The organism is Pseudoxanthomonas sp. LjRoot206 (genome assembly GCF_056175725.1).
The window spans coordinates 150,603-172,513 of sequence record NZ_JBGFFI010000001.1; the positions used below are offsets into that span (position 1 = coordinate 150,603).

Annotated in this window: 21 protein-coding genes and 1 pseudogene; 14 read left to right on the top strand and 8 right to left on the bottom strand. The window is 67.9% G+C overall.

Translation table 11 applies throughout. The features are described from left to right. The first annotated feature begins 190 nt into the window (after nt 1-190). Nucleotides 191-1,492, top strand: coding sequence for an MFS transporter (locus AC04MD_RS00740; RefSeq protein WP_475495431.1), 1,302 nt, complete (start codon nt 191-193; stop codon nt 1,490-1,492). Nucleotides 1,493-1,501: 9 nt separating this feature from the next. Here AC04MD_RS00740 and AC04MD_RS00745 read toward each other — a convergent pair whose 3' ends face one another. Continuing rightward, nucleotides 1,502-2,326: a DUF72 domain-containing protein gene (locus AC04MD_RS00745; RefSeq protein ID WP_475495432.1), complete on the bottom strand. Its 825-nt coding sequence runs from the start codon at nt 2,324-2,326 to the stop codon at nt 1,502-1,504. Nucleotides 2,327-2,396: 70 nt separating this feature from the next. Between AC04MD_RS00745 and rraA the strand changes: the two genes are divergently transcribed. Continuing rightward, entirely contained in the window at nt 2,397-2,873 is a 477-nt protein-coding gene (rraA, locus tag AC04MD_RS00750; protein WP_475495433.1) for a ribonuclease E activity regulator RraA, read from the top strand. Between the two features lie 90 nt (nt 2,874-2,963). Here rraA and AC04MD_RS00755 read toward each other — a convergent pair whose 3' ends face one another. Further along, the gene (locus tag AC04MD_RS00755) at nt 2,964-4,775 is read right to left on the bottom strand and encodes a DUF885 domain-containing protein (RefSeq protein ID WP_475495434.1); all 1,812 of its coding nucleotides are present in this window, start codon (nt 4,773-4,775) and stop codon (nt 2,964-2,966) included. 107 nt (nt 4,776-4,882) lie between these two features. Here AC04MD_RS00755 and AC04MD_RS00760 point away from each other — a divergent pair, with 107 nt between their 5' ends. Continuing rightward, a complete protein-coding gene (locus AC04MD_RS00760; protein WP_475495435.1) occupies nt 4,883-5,233 on the top strand; it encodes a GFA family protein in 351 nt (116 codons plus the stop codon). Here the strand turns inward: AC04MD_RS00760 and AC04MD_RS00765 are convergent. Beyond that, nucleotides 5,230-6,177 (bottom strand): LysR substrate-binding domain-containing protein, encoded by a 948-nt coding sequence (locus tag AC04MD_RS00765; protein ID WP_475495436.1) that lies wholly within the window; start codon nt 6,175-6,177, stop codon nt 5,230-5,232. The two genes, AC04MD_RS00760 and AC04MD_RS00765, sit on opposite strands and share 4 nt — an antisense overlap. Before the next feature lie 125 nt (nt 6,178-6,302). Between AC04MD_RS00765 and AC04MD_RS00770 the strand changes: the two genes are divergently transcribed. Continuing rightward, nucleotides 6,303-7,181: a DMT family transporter gene (locus AC04MD_RS00770; RefSeq protein WP_475495437.1), complete on the top strand. Its 879-nt coding sequence runs from the start codon at nt 6,303-6,305 to the stop codon at nt 7,179-7,181. A gap of 7 nt (nt 7,182-7,188) precedes the next feature. Here the strand turns inward: AC04MD_RS00770 and AC04MD_RS00775 are convergent, their stop codons facing one another. The 4 genes from AC04MD_RS00775 to AC04MD_RS00790 all read right to left on the bottom strand — a co-directional run bounded on the left by AC04MD_RS00775 (nt 7,189) and on the right by AC04MD_RS00790 (nt 11,523). Continuing rightward, on the bottom strand, nt 7,189-8,586 hold the full coding sequence (locus AC04MD_RS00775) for a DUF2867 domain-containing protein (RefSeq protein WP_475495438.1): 1,398 nt from the start codon (nt 8,584-8,586) through the stop codon (nt 7,189-7,191). Between the two features lie 21 nt (nt 8,587-8,607). Continuing rightward, complete coding sequence (locus tag AC04MD_RS00780) at nt 8,608-8,934, bottom strand: metalloregulator ArsR/SmtB family transcription factor (protein ID WP_475495439.1); 327 nt, start codon at nt 8,932-8,934, stop codon at nt 8,608-8,610. Nucleotides 8,935-9,224: 290 nt separating this feature from the next. Next, nucleotides 9,225-10,136: a peptidylprolyl isomerase gene (locus AC04MD_RS00785; protein WP_475495440.1), complete on the bottom strand. Its 912-nt coding sequence runs from the start codon at nt 10,134-10,136 to the stop codon at nt 9,225-9,227. A gap of 76 nt (nt 10,137-10,212) precedes the next feature. Further along, complete coding sequence (locus tag AC04MD_RS00790) at nt 10,213-11,523, bottom strand: MFS transporter (RefSeq protein ID WP_475495441.1); 1,311 nt, start codon at nt 11,521-11,523, stop codon at nt 10,213-10,215. A 158-nt stretch (nt 11,524-11,681) separates the two neighbouring features. On the opposite strand from AC04MD_RS00790, the gene cyoA reads away from it, so the two are divergent. From cyoA to AC04MD_RS00840, 10 genes are all read left to right on the top strand, one after another. Beyond that, nucleotides 11,682-12,743, top strand: coding sequence for a ubiquinol oxidase subunit II (gene cyoA / locus AC04MD_RS00795; protein ID WP_475495442.1), 1,062 nt, complete (start codon nt 11,682-11,684; stop codon nt 12,741-12,743). Between the two features lie 42 nt (nt 12,744-12,785). Then, a complete protein-coding gene (gene cyoB / locus AC04MD_RS00800) occupies nt 12,786-14,825 on the top strand; it encodes a cytochrome o ubiquinol oxidase subunit I (protein ID WP_475495443.1) in 2,040 nt (679 codons plus the stop codon). Further along, nucleotides 14,818-15,450 (top strand): cytochrome o ubiquinol oxidase subunit III, encoded by a 633-nt coding sequence (cyoC, locus tag AC04MD_RS00805; protein WP_475495444.1) that lies wholly within the window; start codon nt 14,818-14,820, stop codon nt 15,448-15,450. Before cyoB ends, cyoC begins: the two co-directional genes overlap by 8 nt. Further along, entirely contained in the window at nt 15,450-15,854 is a 405-nt protein-coding gene (gene cyoD / locus AC04MD_RS00810) for a cytochrome o ubiquinol oxidase subunit IV (protein ID WP_475495445.1), read from the top strand. The genes cyoC and cyoD overlap by 1 nt, the downstream gene beginning before the upstream one ends. Next, nucleotides 15,851-16,645, top strand: a complete 795-nt coding sequence (locus AC04MD_RS00815; protein WP_475495446.1) for an SURF1 family protein — start codon at nt 15,851-15,853, stop codon at nt 16,643-16,645. The genes cyoD and AC04MD_RS00815 overlap by 4 nt, the downstream gene beginning before the upstream one ends. Next, complete coding sequence (locus AC04MD_RS00820) at nt 16,593-17,975, top strand: ATP-binding protein (protein ID WP_475495447.1); 1,383 nt, start codon at nt 16,593-16,595, stop codon at nt 17,973-17,975. The genes AC04MD_RS00815 and AC04MD_RS00820 overlap by 53 nt, the downstream gene beginning before the upstream one ends. Further along, nucleotides 17,962-18,501, top strand: coding sequence for a response regulator transcription factor (locus tag AC04MD_RS00825; RefSeq protein ID WP_475495448.1), 540 nt, complete (start codon nt 17,962-17,964; stop codon nt 18,499-18,501). The genes AC04MD_RS00820 and AC04MD_RS00825 overlap by 14 nt, the downstream gene beginning before the upstream one ends. A 75-nt stretch (nt 18,502-18,576) precedes the next feature. Next, entirely contained in the window at nt 18,577-19,119 is a 543-nt protein-coding gene (locus AC04MD_RS00830) for a DUF2878 domain-containing protein (protein ID WP_475495449.1), read from the top strand. A 117-nt stretch (nt 19,120-19,236) separates the two neighbouring features. After that, complete coding sequence (locus AC04MD_RS00835; RefSeq protein WP_055941558.1) at nt 19,237-19,602, top strand: PadR family transcriptional regulator; 366 nt, start codon at nt 19,237-19,239, stop codon at nt 19,600-19,602. Further along, nucleotides 19,599-20,519 (top strand): sensor domain-containing protein, encoded by a 921-nt coding sequence (locus tag AC04MD_RS00840; RefSeq protein ID WP_475495450.1) that lies wholly within the window; start codon nt 19,599-19,601, stop codon nt 20,517-20,519. Before AC04MD_RS00835 ends, AC04MD_RS00840 begins: the two co-directional genes overlap by 4 nt. Nucleotides 20,520-20,593: 74 nt before the next feature. Here the strand turns inward: AC04MD_RS00840 and AC04MD_RS00845 are convergent. Next, nucleotides 20,594-21,832 (bottom strand): annotated as a pseudogene (locus AC04MD_RS00845) (polyhydroxyalkanoate depolymerase); the annotation flags it as partial. Nucleotides 21,833-21,911: the final 79 nt, after the last annotated feature.

Below are 21,911 nucleotides of genomic sequence, written 5' to 3' on the forward strand. Positions count from 1 at the left end.
CGCGACTGTTCCCTTGCCGGGCGATGGAGCCTATCGCCAGTGGCACTGGGCGTGCTCTGCGTTACCGGCGATGGCAGGTCTACGGTCGCGACTTACGTCGCTCCTACAGAAAACAGGGCGGCGCTGGACGCCTGTCGCCGGCCATGCGATGGTCGCGCGCCACGGTCGTATCCATCCTCAGGACCACCGAATGAGCGCTGTCGAACCGCCGCATCCGCCGCAACGCCCGTTCGCGCGGCGCGATGCCAAGACCCTGGGCCTGTCGGCGCTCGGCGGGGCGCTGGAGTTCTACGACTTCGTCGTGTTCGTGTTTTTCGCCAAGACGCTGGGCGCGCTGTTCTTTCCGCCGGGCACCGCGCCGTGGCTGGCGCAGCTGCAGGTGTACGGCATCTTCGCCGCGGGCTACGTGGCGCGCCCGCTGGGCGGCATCGTGATGGCGCACTTCGGCGACCGGCTGGGGCGCAAGCGCATGTTCACCCTCAGCGTCTTCATGATGTCCGTGCCCACACTGCTGATCGGTTTGCTGCCGACGCATGCGCAGGTAGGCGTGCTGGCGCCGCTGCTGTTGCTGGCGATGCGGCTGGTGCAGGGCATCGCCGTGGGCGGCGAGGTGCCGGGCGCGTGGGTGTTCGTTGCCGAGCACGTGCCGCGTCGACGCGTCGGCATCGCCTGCGCCACGCTGACCGCGGGGCTGACGGCCGGCATCCTGATCGGCTCGCTGCTGGCGGCGTGGATCAACACGACCTACACGCCCGCCGAGGTGCAGGCCTGGGTCTGGCGCGTGCCGTTCGTGCTCGGCGGCGTGTTCGGCTTCATCGCCGTGTGGCTGCGTCGCTGGCTGGAGGAGACGCCGGTGTTCGTGGAGATGCGCGAGCGCAAGCAGCTGGCGCGCCAGCTCCCGGTGAAGCAGGTGCTGGCCGCGCACCGTCCGGCCGTGCTGCTGTCGATGCTGGCGTCGTGGCAGCTGACGGCGGCCATCGTGGTGATCGTGCTGCTGACGCCGACGCTGGTGCAGACCAGCTTTGGCATCGACGCCGCCACTGCATTCCACGGCAACAGCGTGGCGACGCTGGCGCTGATCGCCGGCTGTTTGGTCGCAGGCTGGGCGGTGGACCGCGTCGGCGTAGGCCGCGCGCTGTTGGCCGGTTCGCTGGGGCTGGGCGTGTCTGCGTACGCGCTGTACGGCGCGCTGGTGTCGGGCCACCACGACCAGTTCGTCGCGTGGTACGCACTGGCCGGCTTCTGCTGCGGCGTGACCGGGGTGACGCCGTCGTTGATGGTGGCGGTGTTCCCGCCGGAGGTACGCTTCTCGGGCCTCTCGTTCTCGTACAACGTCGCGTACGCGGTGTTCGGCGGACTGACGCCGCCGATGATCGCGTGGCTGTCGACGTCGTGGGGCGCGATGGCGCCCGCGCACTATGTGGCCTTCACCTGCCTGGTGGGGGTGGGCGTGGCGGTCTTCGTGCTGTTGAAGCGGCCGCTGCGGTACTGACCGGCGAGGTCAGCCGCCCAGGCGGCGGATCAGTTCCATCGCCGCGGCCGGATTGCGTTCCTTGGCGCTGCTGATGAAGTAGACGAACACGTCGCGCCGCGGCAACACCGGTGCGGCTTCACCCACGTGCGGCAGCGCGGCGATGTCCTCGCCGCGCGACCAGGCGCGGGCACGCTCGGTCCACAGGTCCAGTTCCTTCGGCGGATAGCCGGTCTCGATCGGCTGCGACCGCATCAAGCGCGCGTAGACGAAGTCGGCGGTGAGGTCGGCGAAGGACGGATAGTCCGTCGAGTCGGTGAAGACCGTGGCGACCTGGTGGCGGCGTGCCATCTCGATGAGGTCCGCATCGACGGCAGCCGGATCGCGGACTTCCAATGCGTGCCGCAGCGGCCGTCCCTCGACCTCGCGCGGCAGCAGGGTGAGGAAGGCATCGAGTTCCTCGGCGTCGACGCGACGGCCCGCTTCGAACTGCCAGACCAGCGGCCCGAGTCGCGCGCCGAGTTCGGCGATGCCGCCGACGAAGTCCTCCACCTGCGCCTGCGTCGATGCCAGCGAGCGCGACTGCATGATGCGCTTGGGCGCCTTGGCCGAGAACACGAAACCGTCCGGGGTCTGTTCGCGCCAGCTGGCGTAGGTCGCCGGCTTCTGCGTGCCGTAGTAGGTGCCGTTGATCTCGATGGCGGTCAGCTGGCGGCTGGCGAATTCCAGCTCGCGCCGCTGCACCAGGCCGGCCGGGTAGAAGTTGCTGCGCCAAGGCGCGAAGGTCCAGCCGCCGATGCCGACGCGGATGCCGTCGGTCGCGGTGGGTGGTGCGGAAGCGAAGAGGTCGGCCATGCGTGCCAGCATAGCCCGGCGCGTGTCGCGCCCGCGTTACCATCGGACCATCCCACGCCGGAGACTCCGCATGACCTGGACCACGCCTGACCTCTGCGACCAGTTCCCCGACGTGCACGTGGCCGAGCCGGTGTTCCGCAGCTTCGGCGGACAGGCGCGCTTCGCCGGACCGGCGGTGACGGTGAACTGCCTCGACGACAACTCGCGCGTGCGCGAACTGGCGGCGACGCCGGGCGAGGGCCGGGTGATCGTGGTCGATGGCGGCGGCTCGCTGCGGCGCGCGCTGCTCGGCGACATGATCGCGGCGAATGCGGTGAAGCACGGCTGGGCCGGCTTCCTGATCTTCGGCTGCGTGCGCGACGTGGAGATCCTGGCGACGCTGCCGCTGGGCGTGCTGGCGCTGGCCGCGCATCCGATGAAGACGGACCGCCGCGACCTGGGCGAGATCGATGTGCCGGTGGCGTTCGCCGGCGTGGCGGTCACGCCGGGCGACTGGATCTATGCCGACGCGAATGGGGTGCTCGTGGCGAAAGCCCGGCTTTTGTAGGAGCGGGCCATGCCCGCGATGCTTTTGGATCGATGAAGCAAGAGCATCGCGGGCATGGCCCGCTCCTACAAAGTGGTCTTACCGCTGACCTTATTTAATCGGTTCGTCCAGCATCAGCTGGCGCACGAAGCGCACCGGCGGCGCGCCGTAGGACAGTACCTGGTCGTGGTAGGCCTTCAGGTTGAACTGCGCGCCTTGCTTGGCCTCGGCGGCTTTGCGCAGGTCGAAGTGCTCCTGCACGCCGACGAAGTAGGTGGGCAGCTGCGCCGAGGTCAGCTGCGCGCGGGTCCACTTGCCGGCGGCTTCGCGCTCCTGCTGGAAGGTCTGGCGCACCATCAGGTCCATCGCCTGTTCGCGCGTCCAGCCGTCCACCTGCACGCCCTGGTCGAGGATCGCGTTGGCGATCGTGCGCAGGTAGAACTTCATCTGCACCAGGTGGAACAGCGGATCGTTGTCCAGGTAACCGGCGTCGGACATCATCTTCTCGGTGTAGACCGCCCAGCCTTCGGCGAACATGCCCGAGCGCAGCACGGCGCGCAGCGTCGACGGGAACTTGGCCGAGTGCCAGCCTTCCAGGTAGTGGCCCGGCGTGCCCTCGTGGATGCTCAACAGGTGGATCATCCGGCTGTTGTATTCGCGCAGGAAGGAATCGACCTGCGTCTGGTCCCAGCCTTCCGGGATCGGCGACACGGCGTAGAACGTCTTCAGGTGCTTGTCGAGCGGGCCCGGCGAATCGCAGTACGCCACCGCCACGCCACGCTGGAATTCCGGCATCTCGATGATTTCCACCGGCGCGTCGGGCAGGGTGACCAGGTCGTGCTTGCGCACGAACTCCGTCGCCTGCGCCAGCGCCGCTTCCGCATCCGGCACCACCTTGTCGCGCGCCGGACGCTCGGCGTAGGCCAGCTCCAGCGCGGCTTCGATCGCCTTCTGCTGCTCGTCGGCGGTCGGCGTTTCCGGCAGCGCCGGCGCGCCCGGCTTGTCCTTGAGCACCGTGCGTGCGATCCCGTACATCTCCTCGCGCACGCGCTTGAGTTCGCCTTCGGCGCGCTGCTTGATGTCGGCGCGCGACAACGACGACAGCAGGGCGAACTGCAGCTTCTGGTCGTACAGCGTCTGGCCGATGCGGAAGTCGCCCTTCGCGTTCGGCACCAGCGTCTTGTCCAGCCACGCCTGGTGTTCGGCGACGGCGTTCTTCAGGCCGTCGATGGCGGCCTGCGCCTGCTGGCGGTGGGCGTCCGGCAGGTCCTTGAGGTTCGGGGTGATGAAGGTGTCGACGATGCTGAGGATGCCGGCGTTCTGCTTGGCGACGGTCTCGGCGTGCACCTTCGGCACGCGCGCGGGGTCGAGGTTTTCGCGCGCCTGCGCCAGCAGCGCGGGGATCTTCTGCATGCGCGCGGTCGCGGACTTCAGGCGTTCCGGCAGGGGCGCGAACTCGCGCGCCATCAGCCCGTAGATCGCGCCGCCGGCGACGTTGTTGTAGACCTGCGGATCCCAGGCCCAGCTCTGCAGCGTGTCCGCGGTCCAGATGTCGTACTGCAGCTGGTTGCGCAGGATCGCGGCGTCCACCTGGTTCTCGCGCGACAGCGCGGCGACGTCGGTCGCATCCAGTTCGCCGAGGATCTTCTTGCTGAACTCGAGGCTCTTCTGGCGGCCGGCGGCGCTCAGGTCGTCCAGTTCGCCGTCGTACTTGTGTTCGCCGATCTGGGTGGCGCTGACCGGCGACAGCTGCAGCCAGCCTTCCAGGGCGCGCTTGGACAGGTCGGCGAAGGCCGCATCGGCCTGGGCGGTATCGGTGGCCGCGGCCGGGGTGGCGGCATCGGCGGCGACGGTGGGGGCTTCGCTCTTCTGGCAGGCGGACAGCGAGGCCAGCAGGGCGGCGGCGAGCAGGGTGGTACGCATGGGAGCCTCGGACTGCGGCAGGAGAAGGCGACAAGGATAGCGGCTCCTGCACATCCGGGCCCGTGCCGTTGGCTTATCCTCCCGACTCCATCCGGGGAGCACGGAACATGTCGCATGCAGGCAGTTGTCATTGCGGACGCATCGCCTTCGATGTCGAGGGTGACATCACGGAGGTCGTGGACTGCAACTGCTCGATGTGCCGCCGACGCGGCGCCCTGCTGTGGTTCGGTCCCCGCGACGCGCTGACGCTGAAGACGCCGGACGGCGACCTGTCCACCTACACGTTCAACCAGCATCACATCCGCCACCACTTCTGCGCCGTCTGCGGCATCGCGCCATTCGGTGAAGCGGCGCATCCGAAGACCGGCGTGCAGATGGCCGCGGTCAACGTGCGTTGCCTGCCGGACGTGGACCTGTCGACGCTGAAGGTGGCGCCCTTCGACGGCGCGAGCCTCTAACCGGTCGCGGCCTGCGTCGGCGTTGTCGCGCGGCCGAGGAAATCGTCCGGCATCGGTGGCAGCGGCGTGCGTTCGTCGCGCGCCTCTTCCTTCAGCCAGTCGATGAACACCTGCGCGGCGGCACTCGGCGGCCGATGCGCCGGATGCACGGCGTAGTAGGCGAAGCGGGCTTTCAGCGCGGGGCCGGGCAGCCGCACCAGTTCGTAGCGTTGCAGGTAGGGCTGCGCCACATGGCGACGCGCCAGCGCCGCTCCCACCCCGTAGACCGCAGCACGCATCGCATCGGTGCTGTCGTTGAAGCTGTGCATCGGCGGCAGCCGCAGGCCGCGTACGCCGGCTGCGCGGAACCAGTCGCGCCAGCCCTGCAGCGCCAGGTCGGTGACCAGCGGCAACTGCGCGATCTCGCGCGGCTCCTGCACGCCATCGAGTCCGGGCAGGGCGGGCGAGGCGACCGGGAACAGTTCGTCGTCCATCAGGTGATGGGCGGTCAGCCCGGTCCATTGCCCGGGGCCATGGCGGATGCCGAGCTCGGGGCCGTCGTCGTCGAAGCGCGTCAGCGCGATGCCGGTGTCCACGTGCAGGCGCACGTGCGGATGGCGCGCGCAGAAGCGCGGCAGCAGCCAGCAGTACGCCAGCGAGTGCAACGTGGTGATGCGCAGGGTCGCCGTCTTGCCGGCCAGCCGCAGGTGCGAGGCGACCGCATCGATGTCGCCGAGCGCCGCGTTGGCCGCATCGGCGAGTTGCCGGCCTTCGGCAGTGAGTTTCACCCCGCGCGCATGGCGCTGGAACAGCACCACACCGAGCAGACCTTCCAGTTTGCGCACGTGGTGGCTGACCGCGCTGGCGGTGAGGTGCAGTTCGTCGGCCGCATGGGCGAAGTTCTGGTGGCGCGCGGCGGCGGCGAACACACCGAGGGCGGGCAACAGGGCAGGGCGCAGGCTCATGGTCGCTCCAGGCACAAGCGAGATTTGTGGCTTGCCCGCATGCTACGCGCTTGTGGGCGCCCACGGGTGATCCAGAATGGCCACAGGCACGAACGAGGGCTGCCGCGATGGCACAGGGAGACAGCATGGCCATGACCCCACCGCAGGCGGTCGAGCGCGACTGGCGCACCCCGCTGGAGCTGCTGGTGCTAGGCGCGATCTGGGGCAGCTCGTTCCTCTTCATGCGCATCGCGGCCAATCCGTTCGGTCCGTTCGCCCTGGTGGAGGTGCGGCTCGCATTGGGTGCGCTGGTCCTGCTGCCGTTCCTGTGGCGCGAGCGCGCGCATTTCCGCGCCTCCATGTGGCCGAAGCTCGCGATCATCGGCGCGATCAATTCGGCGATTCCCTTCCTGCTGTTCGCCTGGGCCGCACAGCGCTCACCCGCGGCGATCGGCGCGATCTGCAATGCGATGACGGTGTTGTTCGCCGCGATGGTCGGCTTTCTGTTCTTCGGCCAGAAGATCGGCCTGCGCCGCTCGCTTGCCCTGCTCGTCGGCTTCATCGGCGTGGTGGTGCTGGCGACCAGCAAGGCCGGCGGCCTGAGTGTCGGCGGTGCCGTCATCGCGGGCTCGACCGCGGCGCTGCTCTACGGTGTCGGCGTGAATCTGGTGCGCAAGCATCTGGCCGGCATTCCGCCGGCCGCCGCTGCCGCCGCCACGTTGAGCTGCGCCGCGCTGCTGGTGCTGCCGTTCGCGGCGACGCATTGGCCCGCGCATGCGATCGGCGCGGGGCCGTGGGCCGCCGCCATCACCATCGGCGTGCTCTGCACCGGCTACGCCTTCCTGCTGTATTACCGCCTGATCCACCGCATCGGACCCGCGCGCGCAGCGACGGTGACCTACCTGGTGCCGCTGTTCGGTGCGGGCTTCGCCTGGCTATTCCTCAACGAACCGGTGACACCCGCGATGCTGGCGGCCGGCGCGCTGATCCTGGGCAGCGTGGCGGTGAGCCAGCGCGCGGCCTGAGCCGCCTTCAGGCGAACAGGCCCTGCGTCAGCGACAGCGGCGCATGCCGTTGCGCCACGCTCTCCACGGCGTTGCGCAGCATGGCGGGTGCGACGTAGGCGTGGTGCACGCCATTGATCGCGGCCATGTAAGCGCGCCCGAAGGTGTTGCGGCACTGCACGCGCGTCCCCAGCGTCACCTCGACACCTGTTTCGGTGACGTGGACGCCGACACAGGAACGGAAGGTCAGGTGGCGATCATCGGCCCCCAGGATCACCTGCGCCCGCTTGCCGTCCGCATCGATCTTCTGCGCGATGACCGGATACCGCCCGAGGAACAGCGGGCCCTCGGCTGTCGACAGCAGCGACGACACCGGGCAGCCGAGCGGCGAGGTGCGCAGCCGCAGCGGGCGGACCAGCACGTTGCGTAGCCGCATGAGCTGGGTCACACCGGCCGGGCGGTACTGCAGGAATCCCTCCAGCACATCGGCCAGCAGGTCCTGCGCGGTCGCGGTCGCCATGCCCTGCAGGCGCAGGCTGAAGGTGTCCTGGTGATGGAAGCCGGGCAACTGTTCGAGCAGCAGTGAGCCTTCCGGAGGCGAAGGCAATGACGCCACCGACGAGGCGCGGCCCTGGACGAAGCCGACCTCGCCGCACCAGCCGGCCAGGCGCGCGCGCAGACGCCCGGCGGTCGCCCGCAGCGTGGTACAGGCGCGCTGCTGCCAACTGCCCGGTGGTGCATGCAGGGCCAGGCGCACGGTGGGGACCCGCTGCAGGTGTGCCGGATGATCGGTCATCCATGTGCGCACGTCGTCCGGCAGCGTTTCGGTCAGGGTGGGGATGTTCGCGTCGCCCGCGAGCACCTGATCGCGCACGACACCCTCCGACAGGCCGCCGAGTTCATCGGTGTGGCAGGACAGGGCGAACAGGACCGGATGCGGGCTGCCCGCCTGCAACGGCGCGAACTGGTGCCAGGTGCCACTGCCGAAGCGCACGCTGAAAAGCGCGTCTGCCGGCAGGTCGACGTGGTGGAGGGCGGCGGCGAAATGCGCCGGATCGCGCGCGAGTTGTTCGTCCGATGCGGTCGAGAAGCGCAGGCGCGCGCCGCCACTGCCGGTCACCGCCGTGAAAGCGCGGTGTCCCGCATGACGATGGAAGGGATGGCCGTTCGGACCGACCGTGAAGGTGTACAGCGCGCTGCGTTCGCCGGCGTCGAAATCCGGTGCGGCAATGCGGACCGACGGTTCATCCAGCGCATCCACGAAGCCCGGATGCTCGCGCTGCAGGACGCCTGCGCCGGCATGGAGGCGATCGCCCGATCCCGGTCCCAGTTGCGCGAGCAGCACCACTTCCACGGGGAGCCCGCCGGAGTACGACTGGATGCGGGCGGTCGGAAAACCGGGGACGACATCGGCATGGCCAGGCATCGGATGCTCTCCTGAAGGCACTCAGCGGGTCTTGGGTGTTTTGGCCAGCGCGCGTGCCTTGGCTTCGCGCTTCAACGGACCGGCGGTCGGGCAGACCTCGAAGGCGAACCCGGTCAGCGTGTTGACCAGGTTGTCGGGCGCCAGCCGGTAGAAGACGAACTGCCCGCGCTTGTCGCTGGTGACCAGGCCGGCCACCTCCAGCACCGACAGATGCCGCGAGATCGCGGGTGCGCTCATGTCGAAACGTGCGGCGATCTCGCCGGCGGTGAGTTCCTGTGCGGACAGGTAGGCGAGGATTTCGCGCCGCGGGCGGGACGCGAGGGCGTCGAAGATGCGGTCGACCGTCATGTGCAATTAGATAATTAACGTATTTGCTAAATATCTAAGTGCAGGCCGTCCGTGTCAAGCGCCGCCGGCCGGCGCGCTGATCCTGGGCAGCGTGGCGGTGAGCCAGCGCGCGGCGTGAGCGTGGGAATTGCCCACCTGTAGGAGCGACGTGAGTCGCGACCGCACGGCTTCGCAGTCAGGCAACGTCGATCAGACGCGCCTCGATCATCCGTCAGAATCACCGTGCACTGGATCGGGCGGAGATCGTGCGGTCGCGACTCACGTCGCTCCTACAGAAAGCAGTCAATGCCTCAGCGCTTGGCCTCGCGCACCGGCAGCGGCACGTTGCACAGGTCGATGTGGCCGGCGGTGCGCACGTACCAGTCGTCGCGGCGGTTGCGGCGGGCTTCGGTTGCGGCGGCGAAGGTCTTCGAGTCCGTGCGCAGTACCTGCAGCGGCACGCGTTCGTTCTCCGGCACGTCGCGGGCCAGGCGCACAGCGGCGATCGGCGTGCGCTGTTCGGCCTTCTCGTAGAAGCCCATCGGCTCCGGGCCGCGCGGGATCGCGCTGAGCAGCTCCATGCCCTTTACCACGCGTCCCACCAGGGTGATGTTGCGGTCGAGCTGGCGCGGCGACTGCCCGGTGACGACATACAGCTCGCTGCCGTTGCTGCTGTCGGGCGGACCGCCGCGACCGGCGCCGAGCGCGCCGTAGCAGTGCGTCAGCCAGGCTTCGCCTGCTTTCGGGTCGCGCGCGGCGGGGAAGCCGTCGACGAAACCCACCTGCGGCGCCCAGCCGTCCACGTCCGGCAGGCGGGTGAATGTCAGTCCGGCGGACGTGCGCGCGAATTCGGCCGGCAGCTTGGTCTTCGCCGTGCCCAGCGATTTCGCCTTGGCGGTGTCTTCCGCGTCGGCATCGCCGAACTGCACGACGAAGTTGTCGTGCGAGCGGTAGATGCCGAGTCCGTTCCAGAAGCCTTCGTGCGCCAGCGTGCGGATGTTGGCCACGTGTTCGGGCGCGAACGCGGGCGCCAGTTCGATCACCACGCGGCCGCCGGGCACGTCCATGTACAGCGTGTTGGCCGGATCCAGCGTGCGCCAGTCGGCATCGGGCGAGGCGTCGAGGATCTCCTTCGACGTCAGCGGCTTCGGCGGTTCGGCCGCGTGGAGCGCGGGCAGGACGAGCAGGCAGGCGAGCAGCAACGGCAGACGGCGCATGGGCATTCCAGGGCACGGGATGCCCCGATTGTAGTGCGCCCGGCCTGCATGTATCCGCCTCCCTGGAGACGGAGCCTGGAAATCAGGTCTTGTAGTTCTTCGCGCGGTTGATGCCGAGCGCGATCAGTGTGCCCAGCGCACCGGACAGCAAGTAGGCGCCCAGCCAGGCCAGGCCGAAGTTGGCGCACAGGCCCAACGCGACCAGCGGGGCGAAGCCGGCGCCGATCAGCCAGGCCAAATCGGAGGTCAGCGCCGCGCCCGTGTAGCGGTAGCGGCGGCCGAAGTTGGCGGTGACCGCGCCTGCGGCCTGGCCGTACGACAGGCCGAGCAGGGCGAAGCCGATCAGGATGAAGGCGCCCTGGCCAACCGGGCCGCCTTCCATCAGCGTCGGCGCGAAGCCGCTGAACATCGCGATGCCCACCGCCAGACCGCCCAGCGTGCGTGCACGGCCCACGCGGTCGGCGATCAGGCCCGAGACCACGATCGCACCGGCGGCGATGAACGCACCGAGGATCTGCACCAGCAGGAAGCCGACCACGGACTGCTGCGAGTACAGCAGGATCCACGACAGCGGGAAGATGGTGACGATGTGGAAGAGCGCATAGCTGGCGAGCGCAGCGAACGCGCCGATCACCACGTGGCGGCCCTTGGCCTGGAACAGCTCGCGGATCGGCGTGGGTTCCAGTTCCAGCTCGCCCATCTTGTCCTGGTACTCGTCCGCCACCACGATGCGCAGGCGCGCGAACAGCGCCACCACGTTGATGGCGAAGGCGACGAAGAACGGATAGCGCCAGCCCCAGGTCAGCAGGTCGGCTTCTTCCAGGTTGGCGTAGAGGAAGGCGAACACGCCGGCGGCGACGATGAACCCGACCGGCGCGCCCAGCTGGCCCAGCATCGCGTACCAGCCGCGACGTTCTTTCGGCGCATTGAGTGCGAGCAGCGACGGCAGGCCGTCCCACGACCCGCCCAGCGCCAGACCCTGCAGCACGCGCAGGAACGCCAGCAATCCGATCGAGGCGGCGCCCAGCGAGCCGTAGCCCGGCAGGAAGGCGATGCCGGCGGTGGCGGTGCCCAGCAGGAACAGCGACACGGTCAGCTTGAGGCCGCGGCCCCAGCGCGACTGGATCTTCATGAACAGCATGGTGCCGAACGGCCGCGCGACGAACGCCAGCGCGAACAGCGCGAACGACCACAGCGTGCCTTCCAGGCGATCCACGAACGGGAAGAACACCGACGGGAAGATCAGCGCCGAGGCGATGCCGAAGACGAAGAAGTCGAAGTATTCGGACGCGCGCCCGATCACCACGCCGACGGCGATCTCGCCCGGGGCGACATCGGCATGCGCCTTGGTGCCGTGGTCGTGGGTGGAAGTCGTGGGGCTGATGGACGCCATGGGAACGGGGCTGCCGGGTCGGACCAGGGGAAAGGTACGCCCATAGGGTCGCAGACCGCACCCGCCGTCGCGATAGGACAAAACGTCCAATACTCCGCGCCGGGCCGGCCGACTACATTGATCCGGATCAATCCGTAAGCCCCACGCCCATGTCCCTCATGCGCAGAGCCCTGCAGGCCGCCGTGGCGATGTCCGCCGCCGCCGTGCTGTCGGGGTGCAACCTGCAGGTCCTCAATCCCGCCGGCGACATCGCCGCCCGCCAGGGCAACCTGATCCTGGTGGCGACGGCGCTGATGCTGATCGTGATCATCCCGGTGATCGCGCTGACGTTCTGGTTCGCCTGGCGTTACCGCGCCTCGAACACGCAGGCCACCTACAAGCCCGACTGGGACCATTCCACGCAGCTGGAACTGGTCATCTGGGGCGTGCCGCTGCTGATCATCATCGCGCTGGGCGCGGTCACCTGGATCGGCACGCACCTGCTGGATCCGTACCGTCCGCTGGGCCGCATCGACGCGGGACGTCCGGTGCCGGCCGAGGTCAAGCCGCTGGAAGTGCAGGTCGTCGCGCTGGACTGGAAGTGGCTGTTCGTCTATCCCGAATATGGTGTCGCCTCGGTCAACCAGATGGCCGCGCCGGTGGATCGCCCGATCACCTTCCGCCTGACCTCGTCGTCGACGATGAACGCGTTCTACGTGCCGGCGCTGGCGGGCATGATCTACACGATGCCGGCGATGGAGACCAAGCTCCACGCGGTGATGAACAATGCAGGCGACTACGAGGGCTTCTCGTCGCACTACAGCGGCGAAGGCTTCTCGCACATGCGCTTCCGTTTTCACGCGCTGTCCGATGAAGGCTTCGAGCGCTGGATCGCCGAAGCTCGCGCCGGTGGCCAGGCGCTGACCCGCGCCGAGTACCTGCAGCTCGAAGTGCCCAGTTCGCGCGAGCCATCGCGCCTTTACGCGTCCGTCGACGCGGGGCTGTTCGATGCCGTGGTCAATCGCTGCGTCGACACCGACCGCCTGTGCATGGACCAGATGATGGCCTACGACGCGATGGGCGGCCGCGGGCTGGACAGCACCGATCCGCTGCAGCGTCCGCGTCGCGGCAACCTCGCCAGCGGCCCGTTCGTTCGCGCCGACCTGTGTACGGTCGAGACCGCGCAGGCCGCCGCCCGCATCTCGCCCATTCCCACCGCTGGCGGCCTGAAAGCGCCCTGACGCGCTTCGCCGCCACACCCCTGGATACACCGGATTCGCCCGATGGCTTTTGATACCAGCACCGTCACGCATTCCCCGATCACCGGTCGCCTGGCCTGGGATGCGATTCCCATGCTGCACGACCCGATCATCGCTGCGACCTTCATAGGCACCTGCCTCGGTGGCCTCGCGCTGGTCGCGGTGATCACCAAGTACAAGCTGTGGGGCTGGCTGTGGCGCGAATGGTTCACCAGCATCGACCACAAGAAGATCGGCATCATGTACATGGTGCTGGGCCTGGTGATGCTGCTGCGCGGCTTCGCCGACGCCATCATGATGCGCCTGCACCAGGCGATGGCCTTCGGCGACAACATGGGCTACCTGCCGCCGCACCACTACGACCAGATCTTCACCGCCCACGGCGTGATCATGATCTTCTTCGTGGCCATGCCGCTGGTCACCGGCCTGATGAACTACCTGGTGCCGCTGCAGATCGGCGCGCGCGACGTGGCATTCCCGTTCCTCAACAACTTCAGCTTCTGGATGACGACCGCCGGCGCGGTGCTGGTCATGCTGTCGCTGTTCCTCGGCGAGTTCTCGACGTCGGGGTGGCTGGCGCTGTCCAACCTGGGCAACCAGGATCCCGGGGTGGGACTGGACTACTACATCTGGGCGCTGCAGATCGCCGGCGTCGGAACACTGTTATCAGGCGTCAACCTGCTGGTGACCATCCTCAAGATGCGCGCGCCCGGCATGGGCCTGATGAAGATGCCGGTGTTCACCTGGACGGCGCTGTGCACCAACGTGCTGATCGTGGTGTCGTTCCCCGTGCTGACGGCGGTGCTGGTGCTGATGACGCTGGACCGCTACGTCGGCACCAACTTCTTCACCACCGACCTTGGCGGCAACGCCATGCTGTACGTCAACCTGATCTGGATCTGGGGCCATCCGGAGGTCTACATCCTGATCCTGCCGCTGTTCGGCGTGTTCTCCGAGATCGTGTCCACGTATTCCGGCAAGCGCCTGTTCGGCTACTCGTCAATGGTCTATGCGACGGTCTGCATCACCGTGCTGTCCTACCTGGTGTGGCTGCACCACTTCTTCACCATGGGCTCGGGCGCCAGCGTCAACTCGTTCTTCGGCATCACCACCATGATCATCTCGATCCCGACGGGCGCGAAGATCTTCAACTGGCTGTTCACCATGTACCGCGGCCGCATCCGCTTCGAGGTGCCGATGCTGTGGACGATGGGCTTCATGGTCACCTTCGTGATCGGCGGCATGACCGGCGTGCTGCTGGCGGTGCCGCCGGCGGACTTCGTGCTGCACAACTCGCTGTTCCTGGTCGCCCACTTCCACAACGTCATCATCGGCGGCGTGGTGTTCGGCCTGTTCGCGGCGATGACGCACTGGTTCCCGAAGGCCTTCGGCTTCAAGCTCGACGACTTCTGGGGCAAGGTCTCGTTCTGGTTCTGGCTGGCCGGCTACTGGTTCGCGTTCACGCCGCTGTACGTGCTGGGCCTGATGGGCGTGACGCGCCGCATGAGCCACTTCGACGATCCGTCGCTGCAGATCTGGTTCCAGATCGCCGCCTTCGGCGCGGTGCTGGTGGCCATCGGCATCGCCGCGTTCCTCTACTGCATCTACATCAGCTTCCGCCGCCGCGAGCAAATGCGCGACCACACCGGCGACCCGTGGGGTGGCCGCACGCTGGAATGGTCCACGTCGTCGCCGCCGCCGGACTACAATTTCGCGTTCACGCCGGTCGTGCACGACACGGATGCGTGGACGGACATGAAGCAACGCGGTTTCCAGCGTCCGCGCGACGGATTCAAGGCGATCCACATGCCGCGCAACACCGGCGCCGGCGTCATCCTGTCGGCACTGAGCACGGTCTGCGGCTTCGCGCTGATCTGGCATGTCTGGTGGCTGGCGGGCGTGGCGCTGCTGGCGACGATCGTCTATGCCATCTGGCACAGCTTTGACCGCGACCGCGATTACTACATCCCGGCCGACGAGATCGCCCGCACCGAAACGGCGCGTACCGCACAGCTGGAGCGCGCCCTGTTGAACCAAGGCCTCGCGGATCACGCCCATGTCTGAGTCCATCGCCCTCAATCGACCCGACGGCTCGCCGGTGTTCCTGGACACCGAGGGCAGGCACCATCCAGAGAACGGCACGCTGCTGGGCTTCTGGATCTACCTGCTCAGCGACCTGATGATCTTCGGCAGCCTGTTCGCCACGTTCGGCGTGTTCTCCGGCAGCTACGCCGCCGGCCCGTCCGGCCGCGACCTGTTCTTCCCCAACCTGCACCTGATCGCGATCAATACCGCGATCCTGCTGGTGTCGTCGATCACCTACGGCTTCGCCATGCTGGCGATGTTCAAGCGCAACACCCGCGCGACCATCGGCTGGCTGCTGGTGACCGGTGCACTGGGCCTGGCGTTCCTGTCGATCGAGATCTACGAGTTCCACCACCTGATCCATCTCGGTGCGGGCCCGCAGCGCAGCGCGTTCCTGTCGGCGTTCTTCACGCTGGTCGGCACGCACGGCCTGCACGTGCTGTTCGGCGTGGTCTGGCTGGTCGTGCTGTGTTTCCAGGTGCGCAAGTGGGGCCTGAATCGGACGACCACACGCCGCATCGCCTGCCTGTCGATGTTCTGGCACTTCCTGGACGTCGTCTGGATCGGCGTCTTCACCTTCGTCTACCTGATGGGCGTGCAGTGATGAGCAATCCTTCCTCAGATTCGCACCACGACGACGATTTCCTCGAGGACGGCATTCCGCACGCCAACCTCAGGGAGTACGCGACGGGCTTCGTGCTGTCGGTCATCCTGACCGCGATCCCGTTCTGGCTGGTCATGGCCAAGGTGTTGCCCACGCCCACCATCACCACGCTGGTGATCCTGGCGTTCGCCATGGTCCAGGTCGTCGTGCACATGGTCTACTTCCTGCACATGAACCCGAAGTCGGAAGGCGGCTGGAACCTGTTCGCGCTGATCTTCACCGCGGTGCTGCTGGTGATCGTGCTGAGCGGTACCTTGTGGGTCATGCACAACATGAATACCAACATGATGCCGGGCACGCACGACATGCACCGGATGCAGGAAGCGGTACAGAGCCTGCCGTGACTGGATCGGCACCCGCGGCAACGGCTCCGCCACGCGCATCGCGCAGGCGGTGGCTGGTCGCGTTCGCCGGCTTGCTGGTCGTCGCCTTTGCAGGCTTCATCGCGCTCGGCGTCTGGCAACTGCAGCGGATGGCGTGGAAACACGAGCTGATCGCCCGCGTCGAGGCGCGCATCCATGCGGTGCCGGTGACCGCGCCATCGCGCGCGCACTGGGCTTCCGTGACCGACGCGAACGACAGCTACCGCCGGGTGACCGTCGCCGGTCGTTTCGTGGGCGAGGACACGCGCACGCAGGCCGTCACCGAACTCGGCGGCGGATTCTGGCTGCTGCAACCCTTGCAGGCCGATGACGGCGACCAGGTGCTGGTGAACCGTGGTTTCGTGCCTATCGGCGGCACGGCATCGCCCGCGCCGGAGGGCAGGGTGGTCGTGCAAGGCCTGTTGCGCATGACCGAACCGGAAGGCGGCTTCCTGCGCCGCAACGATCCTGCCGCCGGGCGCTGGTACTCGCGCGACGTCGCCGCCATCGCACGGGCGCAAGGCCTGCAGGCAGCGCAGGTCGCGCCGTTCTTCATCGATGCCGACCGCGATCGCGCATCGCAGGAGTGGCCGCGCGGCGGCATGACGGTGGTCAAGTTCCGCGATTCGCACCTCTCGTATGCGCTGACCTGGTTCGGCATGGCGCTGCTGACGCTGGTGGCGGGCGGCTATCTGGTCGCGTCGGAGCGTCGATTGCGCCATGATCGGCGCCCCGGCCGCCCTTCGACCCCGCATGTACTTCCGCCAGGCTGATCCTGCAGAAGACGCCGACCGCGCCGCCGCGCGTCTGGACGGCTCCCGCGACCGCGCCGGCCTGCGCAACCTGCAGCAGCTGATCCAGCTGCGCTGGATCGCGGTGGTGGGGCAGGTGGCGACGATCCTCGTGGTGCAGTACGGGATCGGCATCGCGCTTCCCTTGGCACCCATGTTCGCCGTCCTGGTTGCGCTGGTGCTGTTCAACCTGGCCAGCCTGGCCTGGTGCCGGCGCCGTGCGCAGGTCTCGCATGCCGCTCTTCTGGTGGGTCTGCTGGTGGACGTGGTCTCGCTGACCATCCAGCTGTATCTGTCCGGCGGCATCGCCAACCCGTTCGTATTCCTGTTCCTGCTGCAGGTGGTGATCGGCACCGTGCTGCTGCGTTCGCCAGGCAGCTGGGTGATCGCCGCCGCGGCGGCGCTGTGCGTGGTCGGACTGGCGGCAGTGCCGGCACCGCTGAAGCTGGCGGTGGAGCCGGCACGCGGGCTGGCCGACCATTACGTGCAGGGACTGCTGGTGTGCTTCCTGCTGATCGCCGGCCTGCTGGTCGTGTTCATCACCCGCATCGGCGGCATCCTGCGCGAGCGCGACGCGCGCCTGGCCGAGTTGCGCCAGCGGGCGGTGGAGGAAGAGCACATCGTCCGCATGGGCCTGCTGGCGTCGGGCGCGGCGCATGAACTCGGCACGCCGCTGTCCACGCTGTCGGTGATCCTGGGCGACTGGCAGCACCTGCCGACGATGGCCTCCGACGGCGAGCTGCACAACGACGTGCTGGAAATGCAGGCGCAGGTGGCGCGCTGCAAATCGATCGTCACCAACATCCTGCTCGCCGCAGGCGGGCCTCGCGCCGAGGCGCCGACCGAGACCACGCTGCACGCCATGCTCGACGAGCTGGCGAACGAGTGGCGCGAGGCGCGCAATCCGCCATCCTTCCGTTACAGCAACCGCTGCGACGTGGACCCGGACATCGTCTCGGACGTCGGCCTGCGGCAGATGGTCTTCAACGTGCTGGACAATGCGCTGGAATCGTCGCCGCAGTGGGTGGCGATGGAGGCGCGCTGCGACGGCGACACGCTGGTGATCGAGATCAGCGACGCCGGCACGGGCTTCGTGCCGGATGTCCTGCAGCGTCTGGGCACGCCCTACAACACCAGCAAGGGCCGGCCGGGCGGCGGCTTGGGCCTGTTCCTGTCGGTGAATGTCGCGCGCACGCTGGGTGGTAGCCTGAGGGCGAAGAACCGGCCGCAGGGCGGCGCCGTGGTCACGCTGGCGCTGCCGCTGTCGGCGATCGCCATCGAGGAGGACAGCGATGATGATGAGCAAGAGTGATCGCCGCCTGCTGATCGTCGAGGACGATGCCGCGTTCGCGCGCACGCTGGTCCGATCGTTCGAACGCCGCGGCTACCAGGTGCGCCACCTCGCCGGCGAGGAAGGCATGCCGGCATTGCTGCAGGACTTCGCACCGACGCATGCGGTGGTCGACCTCAAGCTCGCCGGTGGCGCGTCCGGCCTGTCCAGCGTGAAGCACCTGCATGCCTTCGATGCGGAGATGGTCATCATCGTGCTGACCGGCTACGCCAGCATCGCCACCGCCGTGGAGGCGATCAAGCTGGGTGCCCGCCACTACCTGGCCAAGCCGTCCAACACCGACGACATCGAGGCCGCCTTCCAGCGCGCAGGTGGCGACACCGACGTGGAGCTCACCGAGCGCACCACGTCGATCAAGACGCTGGAGTGGGAGCACATCCACGAGGCGCTGGCCGCCAGCGACTTCAACATCTCCGAGGCCGCCCGCCGGCTGGGCCTGCACCGGCGCACGCTGGCGCGCAAGCTCGAGAAGCGACGGGTCAAGTAGCGGTCCGCGGGCGCGTGCCCGCATCCACGCGTCACGGCATCGCGTACCGGTGTCACGTCCCCCTGGTACGACGCGATGCGTCCCGAATCGAAACGCCTGATCCTCAACCTGCTGGGAAACCAGATCGTCTGGTTCATCGCCGTCATCGCTGCCGGACGCGGCCTCGCGTGGCCCGGCGTGCTGGCCGCCGCCGTGTTCGTCTGCCTGCACCTGTCGAGCGTCGCTCGGCGCGGGGACGAAGTCCGGCTGGTGATGCTGGCGCTGTTGTGCGGACTGGTGGTCGACGGCGTAGCGTCGGCGCAGGGCTGGGTGGTCTACCGCGCCGCGACCTTCGATGGCCTGATGGCGCCGCCATGGATCCTGGCGTTGTGGGCATCGCTGGCGGTCACGCTCAACACCGGCATGCGGGCGCTGCAACCCCATCTATGGGCGGGCGCGTTGCTCGGCGGCATCGGCGGCCCGCTGGCCTATCTCGCGGCGGCGCGGGGATGGCAGGCTGCGGAATTCGTCATGCCTGCGTGGCGGGGATGGATGTGGCTCGCGACCGCGTGGGCACTGGCCCTGCCGATGCTGCTGTGGGCGGCGCGGTGGTTGGCGACGCGCACCCCGATGCGATGAGGGTGCGTGCGCCAGCGCCCCTGCCGGTCGGGCGGATGACTACTGGCACATTCGCTATATCAAAGTTCGCAATAGCATCGTCTCCAACCTAGCGGGGGTCCCGCGGAGTGGGAAGCGATGAACGAACCCGACATCCACCTGAAGAAGTTCCAGAAAGAGCTCAGCGCCGGCACCGTGTCGTTGGCGCTGCTGGCGGTGCTGGCCCGTGCCGGCGAGCCGCTGTACGGCTACCTGATCGCCAAGCAGCTGGAGCGCGTCGGCGACGGCGTGCTCAGCGGCAAGCAGAGCGCGCTGTACCCGGTGCTGCGCAACCTGGAGGGCGGGGGGCTGCTGGACAGCTTCGTTGAGCCCTCTGTCGCCGGGCCACCGCGCCGTTACTACCGCATCACCGAGCCAGGCCGGCAGACCCTGCAGTCCTGGGCCGCCGCCTGGCGCGCCACCCGCGATTCCGTCGATTCCGTGCTTGAGGGGATTCCTGCATGAACACCACCACCGCCCCGGGCAGCCGCCTGCCCACCACCATCCCCGAGTACCTGGACCAGCTGCGTGCGGCCCTGGCCGGCGCCGACAAGGCCATGATCCAGGACGCCGTCTACGACGCGGAGGAATACTTGCGCTCGGAGCTGGCGGAAAACCCCGGCAAGTCCGAAGCCGAGGTGATCGCCTCGGTCGCCGGCAGCTACGGCGCGCCTGACGAGGTCGCCGACATCTACCGCGAAACCGAGGTCACCGTGGCGAAGGCACTGCGTCCGCCGGTGCCGCGGAAGCGCACGTCGATACTGGGCCGGTTCTTCGGTGTCGCCGCGGATCCTCGCACCTATGGCGCACTCTTCTACATGCTGCTGTCGGTCGTCACGGGTACGTTCTACTTCACCTGGGTCGTCACCGGCGCCAGCCTGTCGATCGGCCTGCTGATCCTGATCATCGGCATCCCGCTGCTGCTGCTGTTCCTGATGTCGGTGCGACTGCTGTCGCTGGTGGAAGGTCGCGTGGTCGAGGTGCTGCTCGGCGAGCGCATGCCGCGTCGCCCGCTGTACACGCAACGCGACAAGCCCTGGATGACGCGCCTGAAGGAACTGTTCACCGACGGCCGCACGTGGACGGCGGCGCTGTACCTGCTGCTGATGCATCCGCTGGGTATCCTGTACTTCTCGGTTGCCATCACCTTGCTGGCGCTGTCGCTGGGACTGATCGCAGCGCCGGTGGCTTTCTTCCTGCCGTCCGGTTACGTCTTCAGCTTCGGCGACTGGAACCTGGTGACGGAAGCGCCCTTGCTGCTGCCGCTGTTCTCCGTCATCGGCTTCGTCCTGCTGTTCGCCACGCTGCATCTGGCGCGCGTCGTCGGCCTGTTCCACGGCTGGCTGGCCAAGCACCTGCTGGTGCGTACGCCGGTGGTGTGAACCCGTAGGCCCAGGAACGAAGAAAGCCGCCCTCGGGCGGCTTTCTCTTTTGGACTGACGCGATGTCAGTCGGCGTACTTGGCGATGAAGTCGCGTACCTGCGGATACACCTGCTCGCGCCAGCGACGACCGCTGAAGATGCCGTAGTGGCCGGCACCCTCGACGGTCAGGTGCTTGTGGTGGGCCTTCGCGATGCCGGTGCACAGGTCGTGCGCCGCCGCAGTCTGGCCTTGGCCGGAAATGTCATCGAGCTCGCCCTCGATGCTCATCAGCGCGGTTTTCTTGATCGCGGCCGGCTTCACCAGTTCGCCGTTGACCTTCCATTGGCCGCGCGGCAGCAGGAACTCCTGGAACACGGTACGGATGGTGTCCAGGTAGTACTCGGCCGGCATATCGAGCACGGCGTTGTACTCGTCGTAGAACTTGCGGTGCGATTCGGCGTCCTGCTGGTCGCCCTTCACCAGGTCGGCGTAGAAATCCCAGTGCGACATGAAGTGGCGGCTGGGATTCATCGCGATGAAGCCGGCGTGCTGCAGGAAGCCGGGATACACGCGGCGGCCTTCGCCGGGGTAGGGCGTCGGCACCGAATGGATGACGTTGTTCTCGAACCACGACAGCGGATTGCGCGTGGCGAGGCTGTTGACCTCGGTAGGGCTGCGGCGCGCATCGATCGGGCCGCCCATCATCACCAGCGAACGCGGCGTCGTTTCGCCACGCGCGGCCATCAGCGACACGGCGGCCAGCACCGGTACGGTCGGCTGGCAGACGCTGATCACGTGCAGGTTGTCGGCGCCAATGTGGCGGATGAACTCCTCCACGTAGGCGACGTAGTCGTCGAGGCTGAAGGCGCCTTCGGATTCCGGCACCATGCGTGCATCGACCCAGTCGGTCACGTAGACCTTGTGGTCGCGCAGCAGCGTGCGCACGGTGTCGCGCAGCAGGGTGGCATGGTGGCCGGACAGCGGGGCCACCACCAGCACGGTGGGGTCGTCCTTCAACGCGGTGATGGTGCCGGCGTTGTCCGTGTAGCGCTTGAAGCGGAGCAGGCGGCAGAACGGCTTCCTGACGATCTCCTGCTCGACCACCGGCACGGTGCGGCCTTCGACTTCGACCTCGTGGATCTCCCACGCCGGCTTCTCGTAATCCTTGCCGATGCGGTAGATCAGTTCGTTGCTGGCGGCGATGCGCTCGGCACCCGGGACGTTGGACAGCCAACTGGTCGGGGCGGAGAAGATGCGGGCGTTCGCTTCGGCCATATAGGCCAGCGGCGCCATCCATGCGCGTCCGAGTTCGTGCAGTTGGTACAGGGTCATGGCGGTCCGGAATCCCACTTTTGGTGCGCGGTGCTGCGCCGCAGCATACCCCAAAGGCAGGGCCGCCGCGCGTGGCCTG